Consider the following 8175-nt stretch of genomic DNA (forward strand, 5'->3'; position numbering starts at 1 on the left):
GAGGACCGACGCACTCACGCACTTCCGCACTCATGCACTTCTTCGGGTCAGTCCGCTGCGGCTAGAAGATCGGTCGTCGCCTGAGTCTCGGCGAACTCGCGGGCGGCCTGGATGAACGCCCAGAAGAGCCGCCGGTCGGGATCGCGCTCGTCGGCGGGGGATTCGGCCTCGCCGCGCTCGGGGTGCCACTGGACTCCGAACAGCCACGGGTGCTCGGTCCCCTCCACCCCCTCCACCAGCCCGTCCTCGGCCCACACCGTCGCCGCCAACGAAGGCGCCAGCTGGTCCACGCCCTGGTGGTGGAAGGAGTTGATGAACAGCTCGCGCGTGCCGAAGATCGTCTCCAGCCCCGAGCCGGGCTTCACGTCGGCGTGGTGCCAGCGGTGGGTGACGGGCGCCTCCTGCTCGTGCAGCACGTCGCCGCCGAGCTGCGAGGGGAGATCCTGGTAGAGGGTTCCGCCCAGGGCCACGTTCAGCAGCTGCATCCCCCGGCAGATGGCGAGGACGGGGATGCCGCGCCGCAGCGCCGCGTTCAGCGCCGCGATCTCGATCTCGTCGCGCCGCGGGTTCACGCTCCCCAGCTCGGGGTGCGGCTCCTGCCCGTACAGCTCGGGCGCGACGTCCTCTCCGCCCGTCAGCACCAGCCCGTGCGCCATCCCCACCAGCCGCTCGACCGACGCGCAGTCGTGGCCGGGGGAGAGGAGGACGGCGGTGCCGCCCGGCTCCTCGACCGCGGTGACGTACTGCACGTTCAGCCGCACCGCCGGCAGGTTGTGCGACCCCGGCGCGAGCGTGGTGGTGACGACGATCAGCGGGCGCAACGAATTCTCCCGTTCCATGCTGGATTAGAGTGCTCCGGAGCCTCGCAGGTTCCGCGCCCCCTCAAGAAAGTGCGAAAGTGCGAAAGTGCGAAAGTGCGAAAGTGCGAAAGTGCGAAAGTGCGCTGGCCTCGCTCGGAGCCGACGCACTCTCGCACTTTCGCACTCTCGCACTACTGTTCTATCCCACCGCCGCCGCGCCCGCCGCGCACACCCGGTCGCGCCCCTGCTGCTTGGCCTGGTACAGCGCCGCGTCCGCCTCGGCGATCAGCTCGTCCAGCGTCTCGGCCGGCGACTCGGGCCACGACGCGATCCCCGCGCTGAGCGACGCGCGCACCGACGTGCCGCCGAACACGAACGGGATCAGCCCGAACTCGTGCCGCGCCCGCTCGGCGAAGCGCTGCGCGCCGGCCATCCCCGTGCCGGGAAGCACGATCACGAACTCGTCGCCGCCGTAGCGGCCGGGGCGGTCGTGCGTGCGGATGCTGCTCTCGGAGCGCAGCCACGCCCCCAGCGACTTGAGCACCGCGTCGCCGGCCGGGTGGCCGAAGGTGTCGTTGATCTCCTTGAAGCGGTCGAGGTCCAGGAGGACCACGGAAAGCGGCTCGCCGCGCTCGCGGGCCACCTGCAGCTCGGTGCGCAGGTAGTCTTCCACCGCGCGGCGCGTGGCCACGCCGGTGAGCTGGTCGGTGTTGGCCAGGTCGTGCAGGTGCTGCCGCTGCTGCATCAGCCGCTCGAACACCTGCACCCGCCCGCACGCCTGCACGATGGCGTCGACCACGCGCTCGGCCAGCTCGCCCGCCTCGGGGCCCAGCTCCGGCTCGTCGACCGTGGCCCGCTCCAGGAACAGGCCGGTGACGTTCTCGGTGAGCGGAAAGGGGACCACGATCACCGAGCGCAGCTCGGGCGCGCCGCGCTCGGCCCAGCCGTCGCGCACGCCGTCGAAGAGCGGGCTCCCGGCCACGTCGTGCACGGCCACTGGGCGGCCGGTCTCCATCGCCCGGCGCACCTCAGGATAGTGCTCCAGCGCCAGCTCCAGCCCGTCGCTCAGCTGCGGCTCGCTGCTGGCGGCCACCCGCGCCGTGGCTCGGCCGTGCTCCACCACCAGCACCGAGCAGCGCGCCACGCCCAGCACCTGCGCGGTGCGCGCGGTCACCAGGTGGAACATCTCGTCGGCGCTGACCACGCGGTTCAGCTCGCGGATCAGGTCGATGGCCTCGAGCCGCACCCGTGCCTGCTCGCGCGCGCGTCGCAGCTCGCGGTTGCGCGTGACGTGCGCGTCCACGCGGGCCAGCAGTTCGTCGAGGCGGAAGGGCTTGGTCAGGAAGTCCACCGCGCCGTCGCGCAGCGCGGAGACGGGAAGGGCGCCGTCGTTGGTGGCGGTGATGAGCACCACGGGCACGTCGGCCAAGCGGTCGTCGCGGCGCATCGAGCGCAGCACGTCGATCCCGCTCAGCTCCGGCATCATCACGTCCAGCAGCACCAGGTCGGGGGTGCGCGGATGGTCGTTCAGCAGCCGGAGGATGGCGCCGCCGGTGCCCGCCGTGCGCACGTCGTAGCCCCGCGCCTTGAGCGCGCGGTCCAGCCCCAGCAGGATGGACGGGTTGTCGTCGGCCACGAACACCGTGGCGGGTGCTTCGGTCATCGCGTCAGCGTGGATGTGCTTCGGCACGGAGCCTGAGGGCGGCCCGGCCGGATCCCCGGAGTGCGGGGAGCGTGTCGGATTGTCAGGATGCAGCGCAAGGTGGGCGGGAGCGCACCCTTGCCGGAAGGGCCCTGCGCCTGTGGACCTGCCATGGCCTCTGACTTCGAACGGCCCCCCATCCGGCAAAAGCCAAGCCAGCCGGGATTTCGCAGAGAAGCCAGTTGTGACAAGGATTTACGGCGACGACAAATGTTTCCGGTGAGACACTGTTGCCACAGGTCTGTTCTAGCCCTGTCCCAGCCTCGGGTCCGTTTCCTGCCGACGGTCGTGGTCAAGTCCCCTGACCCGCGTATCCGATTTGATCCGTACGAGAACAAAATCGTTCGCTCCGTTCACGACCTCCGCGCGCGGGCGGCTGCGCGCGGGTGCGTGCGTGCTGCCGCTCCTCTCGCTTTTTGCGGCGGCGTGCGCCCCGCGCGAACCGCAGTCGCCCTGGAGCGAGGCGCGGCTGGCGCGGATGACGGTGCGCCAGAAGGCGGCCCAGCTCCTGGTGGTCCGCGCCGGCCCCGTGGCCCCCGCGGCCGCGCCGGGCGATTCGTCGCGCGCGCGGCTGCTGCGCTGGGCCACCGCGGGCCTGGGCGGGGTGGAGATGACGGGCGGCGACGCGCGCGCCGTCGCCGTCTTCGCGGACACGCTGCGGCGCCTGCCGCTGGCTCCATTGATCGCGGCGCGGATGGAGCGCGGCGCGGGTCCGGCGTTCGGCGGCGCGACGGAGCTCCCCTCGCCCGACGGGCTGATGGCGCTCGCGGACGCGGATGTCGCAAGGGAGGTCGGCGAGGCCGCCGCCGCCGAGGCGAAGGCTATGGGGATCGACCTTGTGCTGGCCGGCGGCCCCGCGCTCCCGTCGGACTCGGCGATCGCGTCCCCGGCCACGCTCTCCGACACGGCGGCGGCCGCGTACGCCGCCTGGGTCCGCGCGCTCGCGGAGGGCGGGCGCCTTCCCGCGATCACTATCTTCCGACCTCCCACGACGACGGGAGATACGGCGCCCTGGTTCGCGCGCTGGGACCGCACCGCGCTGGGGGTGATGCAGGTCGACTGGCTGCGGGCGGCGCTGGAGGCGGGCGCGGCCGGCGTGCAGCCCGGCTTCGTCGCCCTTCCCGCGCTGACGGGGGATACCACGCCGCTCCCCTTCTCCGGCGTGGTCGCGGAGGGGCTGCTGCGGCGCGACCTGGGCTTCGGCGGCGTGGTGGTGGCCGACGTCTCGGCCGACGGCGTGCTGGCGCGGCGCTGGGGGATGGTTCCCGCGGCGATCGGCGCCGTGCGCGCGGGGGCGGACCTCCTCCTCGGCGTCACCGATCCCGACGCGATGGCGGATTCGCTCGCGGCGGCGGTGGAGCGCGGCCGCATCCCCCGCGACGTGCTGGACCGCGCGGTGCGGCGCGTGTTCGCCGCCAAGCGCCGCGCGGCGCTCGGCATCCCGCCGAAGGACACCACGCGCCTCCCCATCCCCGCGCACGGCGCGGCGGCGACGGCGGGCGCGGCATTCGAGCGGACGACGGCGGTGCTCGGCCCCGTCCCCGCGCTGCAGGGGTGCCGCCGGACGGTGCTGGTGACGACGCCGGACGCGGACGTGCGCGTGCTCTCGGGCGAGCTGCGGCGCCGCATTCCCGATCTCCTCCATCTCCGCACCTGGGTGGCGGCGCGCCACGGGCCGCTCTCGGACCTGGGCGACTGGCCGGGCGACCGCGCGGACTGCGCCGTCGTCGCCGATCTCCCCGGCGATCCCGTGCGCTACATCGGCCGCATCAACCCCCTCGTCGCCCGCGACACCTCGAAGGCGGCGCGGCGCGACACGACCAGTTACCGCGCCGACAGCCTGGCCTTCGTGCGCGACACGGCGACGCGGCGGATGGTCCACGTCTCCCTCGCCGCCGATCCCGCGCGGCCGGTGCCGGAGGCGCGGTCGGTGGTGATGGTGTGGGGATCGGGGGCGACGGCGCAGCGCACGGCCGCGCGGGCGCTCTTCGGGGAGATCCGGCGCCCGGCGGACGAAGTGCCGCATCCCCGCGCCGCGTGGCCGCCCGCGCGCCGCCTCGTCCGCGCGCCCGCGCGGGAGGCGGGGATGAGCGCGGACTCGCTGGCGAAGATCGACGCCATCCTCGAGCGCGGGCTGAACGGCGGCATCTACACCGCGGCCGCCGTGGCCGTCGGGCGGCACGGAAAGCTGGTGAAGCTGCGGGGGATCGGCAGCACCGCCGGGCATCCCGTGGACGCGACGAGCACGCTCTTCGACCTCGCCTCGCTCACCAAGGTCGTCGGCACCACCGCGGCGGTGATGGCGCTGGTGGACGAGGGGAAGGTGCGGCTGGACGCGCCCGTCTACCGCTATCTCCCGCAGTTCCGCGGCGGCGGGCGCGGCGACGTGACCGTGTGGAACCTGATGACGCACACCGCCGGCCTCCCGCCGGGCGACGACCTGTACGGCCAGTCGGCGGACCCCGACGCGGCGCTGCAGCTGGTCTACCGCACCGACCTGGTCTACGAGCCGGGGACGAAGGTGGTGTACAGCGACTTCGGGATGATCCTGATGGCCGAGCTGGTGCGCCGCCGCGCGGGCGAGCCGGTGGACCGCTTCGCCGCGCGGCGGGTGTTCGTGCCGCTGGGGATGCAGAGCACGATGTACCGCCCGCCGCTGGTGTTCTGGGACCGCACGGTGCCGAGCGCGATCGAGTCCGAGCGCCCGTACGTGCTGCGCGAGGTGGTGCACGACGGGAACGCGTTCCGGCTGGGGGGCGTGGCCGGGCACGCGGGGCTGTTCTCCACCGCGCGCGACCTGGCCGTGTACGCGCAGACGCTGCTGAACGGCGGCGCGTACGGCGACCGGCGGATCTGGTCCGCGCGCACGGTGCAGCGCTTCACCACCAAGCAGACGAATGCGCAGACCCGCGCGCTGGGGTGGGACACGCCCGCGAACCGCAGCTCGGCGGGCGACTGGTTCTCGTCGCGCTCCTTCGGCCACACGGGCTACACGGGAACGTCGATCTGGATCGACCCCGAGCGCGACCTGTTCGTGGTGCTGCTGACCAACCGCGTGTACGACGACCCCGCGCGCACCGAGGGGCTGATCCTGGGGATCCGGATGGCGGTGGCCGACGCGGCCGCGCGCGCGATCACCGACATGCCCGTCCGCCCGCGTGCCGGCACGGCGACGGCCGCGGCGGAGGCCGCCCGCGAGCGCGCCCGCATCCGCGCCAAGCAGCACCCCCGCCGGCCCACGAGGCACACGCCGCGGAGATCGACGAGGGGGCGGCGGCGGGGGTGATGACGCGTACCTATCATGCGTCGTGCGTCCGCCGCCTCGCGCCCTCCCCGGCTCGCCTAGGCTCGCCACCCCTCCCGTACCGGGAGGGGTAGGGGTGAGGACATCAGCGCCGGCGGCGGGGATTGGCGTGGCCGCGGGCTGGCCCCCTCCCCCGGCCCCTCCCCCGCTGCGCAGGGGAGGGGAGAACAAAGCGTGGGGGAAAGCAACGGTGCAGCCCGCGGGCCTCGCGGTGCACCGTAGCTTCTGTCGGAGCCGCAGGATGCGCGGCCGACGGATCCCACCCTCTCCCGTTATCGGGAGAGGGCTTGCGCTCTAAGGCGCAGGGTGAGGGCCGACGGATGCGTCCGAAGCAGACCTGCAGCCGGGCCAGCGGTAAGTTTTCTATCCCCGAAATTCTCCCGAACATCTCCCCACCCACGGTGTATCCGACGCCGCTCTTTCGCCCGCCCCGCCGCGGGCGCATTCTGTTGCATCCACCGCCGTCGCCCTGAGCAGTGCAGATCCGCCATCCCCACACGCAGACCCGTTCCATGATCGCCACCACGCAGCGCCAGCGAGTCCTCCCCCGCCTCATCGAAGAGGAGATGCGGGAGTCCTTCCTGGACTACTCGATGAGCGTGATCGTGCAGCGGGCGCTGCCGGACGTGCGCGACGGCCTCAAGCCCGTGCACCGCCGCATCCTCTACGCGATGTACGAGGCGGGGCTCACCCCCACGCGGCCGTACAAGAAGAGCGCGACCGTGGTCGGCGACGTGCTGGGCAAGTACCACCCGCACGGCGACACGGCCGTCTACGACTCGCTGGTGCGCATGGCGCAGGAGTTCGCGCTGCGCTATCCGCTGGTGGACGGGCAGGGGAACTTCGGCTCCATCGACGGCGACAACGCCGCCGCCTACCGCTACACCGAGGCGCGCCTCTCGCCGCTCGCGCTGGAGCTGCTGGCCGACATCGACCGCGACACGGTCGACTTCGCGCCCAACTTCGACGACCGGCTGCAGGAGCCGCGCGTCCTCCCCGCGCGCGCACCCAACCTCCTGGTCAACGGCTCCAGCGGCATCGCGGTGGGGATGAGCACCAACATCCCCCCCCACAACCTGGGCGAGGTCGTCGCCGCCGCCCTCCATCTCCTCGACCACCCGGGGTGCGGCCTCGACGACCTGATGGCGCACCTGCCGGGGCCCGACTTTCCCACCGGCGGCATCATCGTGGGCACGGCGGGGATCCGCGACGCGTACACCAAGGGGCGCGGCCGCGTGGTGATGCGCGCGCGCGTCTACAAGGAAAGCCGCCGCAACGGCCGCGAGCAGCTGGTGGTGACGGAGATCCCGTACGGGACCAACAAGAGCCGCATCATCGAGCAGGTGGCCGAGCTCACCCGCGCCGGGCGGATGGGCGACGTGACCGACCTGCGCGACGAGAGCGACCGCGACGGCATCCGCATCGTGCTGGAGCTGAAGCGCGGCGCCGACGCGGTGAAGGTGCTCAACCAGCTCTTCAAGTGGACGGCCCTGCAGAGCACCTTCGGGGTGATCGCGCTGGCGCTGGACCACGGCGTGCCGCGCGAGTTCGGGCTCAAGCCCATCCTGGAGCGCTGGCGCGACCACCGCGTGCAGGTCGTCGTCCGCCGCAGCCGCTGGGAGCTGGAGAAGGCGCGCGACGAGGCGCACGTGCTGCGCGGGCTGATGGTGGCGCTGGGCCGGATCGAGGAGGTGGTGCGGATCATCCGCTCCTCCCGCACGCGCGAGAGCGCCGCGCACAAGCTGGAGAAGGAGCTCAAGCTCGACTCTCGGCAGAGCGACGCCATCCTGGCCATGCGCCTCTCGCGGCTGACGCAGCTGGAGAGCAAGGAGCTGCGCGAGCGGCTGGATGAGCTGGAGGCGCGCATCGTCGAGCTCGAGGCGATCCTCGCCAGCCCGGAGAAGCAGCTGGACCTGATCCGCGCGGAGCTGCGCGAGCTGGCCGACCGCTACGCGGATCCGCGGCGGACGAAGATCTTCGAGAACGAGAAGGCGGTGAAGCTGGAGGACATGCTCGCGGCCGAGCACGTGGTCGTCACCGTCAGCCGCGAGGGGTACGTCCGCCAGATCCCCATGGCCGTGTACCAGCGCAGCATGACGGCCGGCAAGCGGATCGCGCTGGACAAGTACGAAGACGACTACGTGGAGCGCGCCTTCGTGGCCAGCACCGACGACACGCTGCTGGTGTTCTCGACGGACGGCCGCGCGTACGGGCTGACGGTGCGTGACGTGCCCGAGGCGGGGCTCACCTCGCGCGGCAAGGCGGTGGGGCAGCTCTTCGACATGGGGAAGAAGGCGGGCGTGGCCGGCGTCTTCGTGGTCTCGGAGTTCCGCGCCGACCGCTCGCTCCTCTTCGTCACGGCGGAGGGA

General features: G+C 72.7%; 4 protein-coding genes. 2 read left to right on the top strand and 2 right to left on the bottom strand.

The features are described 5' to 3' along the window. Window positions 1-47: 47 nt before the first annotated feature. Together VF092_06780 and VF092_06785 are read right to left on the bottom strand one after the other, a co-directional pair. Entirely contained in the window at window positions 48-821 is a 774-nt protein-coding gene (locus tag VF092_06780) for a gamma-glutamyl-gamma-aminobutyrate hydrolase family protein (GenBank protein ID HEX6746986.1), read from the bottom strand. Between the two features lie 178 nt (window positions 822-999). Further along, window positions 1000-2463: a diguanylate cyclase gene (locus VF092_06785; GenBank protein ID HEX6746987.1), complete on the bottom strand. Its 1464-nt coding sequence runs from the start codon at window positions 2461-2463 to the stop codon at window positions 1000-1002. Window positions 2464-2821: 358 nt separating this feature from the next. Between VF092_06785 and VF092_06790 the strand changes: the two genes are divergently transcribed. Together VF092_06790 and VF092_06795 are read left to right on the top strand one after the other, a co-directional pair. Beyond that, window positions 2822-5788 (top strand): serine hydrolase, encoded by a 2967-nt coding sequence (locus VF092_06790; GenBank protein HEX6746988.1) that lies wholly within the window; start codon window positions 2822-2824, stop codon window positions 5786-5788. 530 nt (window positions 5789-6318) lie between these two features. Further along, window positions 6319-8175 (top strand): DNA topoisomerase (ATP-hydrolyzing) (locus VF092_06795; protein HEX6746989.1); only part of this gene is annotated, 1857 nt, incomplete at its 3' end.

It is taken from the genome of Longimicrobium sp. (genome assembly GCA_036377595.1).
GTDB lineage: Bacteria > Gemmatimonadota > Gemmatimonadetes > Longimicrobiales > Longimicrobiaceae > Longimicrobium.

Excerpts from the sequence above, each read along its gene's own strand:
- VF092_06785 (HEX6746987.1), bottom strand. The coding sequence starts at position 2,463 with ATGACCGAAGCACCCGCCACGGTGTTCGTGGCCGACGACAACCCGTCC.